Here is a 505-nt window from a genome sequence, read left to right as displayed (position 1 = left end):
TCGGCATCTACTCTATTTCTTTGCCCTCGGACGAGTGCTGGGGCGTCGGTTTCCACTATCGGCGAGTACTTCTACACAGCCATCGGTCCAGACGGCCGCGCTTCTGCGGGCGATTTGTGTACGCCCGACAGTCCCGGCTCCGGATCGGACGATTGCGTCGCATCGACCCTGCGCCCAAGCTGCATCATCGAAATTGCCGTCAACCAAGCTCTGATAGAGTTGGTCAAGACCAATGCGGAGCATATACGCCCGGAGTCGTGGCGATCCTGCAAGCTCCGGATGCCTCCGCTCGAAGTAGCGCGTCTGCTGCTCCATACAAGCCAACCACGGCCTCCAGAAGAAGATGTTGGCGACCTCGTATTGGGAATCCCCGAACATCGCCTCGCTCCAGTCAATGACCGCTGTTATGCGGCCATTGTCCGTCAGGACATTGTTGGAGCCGAAATGCTTTTGGATGAGGTGACGGACTTTTTGGAATTGCTTTGCCTAAAGGATGATCTTATGG

At 56.4% G+C, this 505-nt stretch carries 1 pseudogene; it reads right to left on the bottom strand.

What is annotated here, in order from left to right:
* Positions 1 to 12: 12 nt before the first annotated feature.
* Positions 13 to 471, bottom strand: a pseudogene (locus tag NK662_RS23480) (phosphotransferase); the annotation flags it as partial.
* Positions 472 to 505 lie beyond the last annotated feature (34 nt).

The organism is Ectobacillus ponti (assembly GCF_024294785.1).
GTDB lineage: Bacteria > Bacillota > Bacilli > Bacillales > Bacillaceae_G > Ectobacillus > Ectobacillus ponti.
The sequence above is the reverse complement of the archived record's forward strand: the minus strand, read 5'-3'. Positions and strand labels throughout refer to the sequence as shown.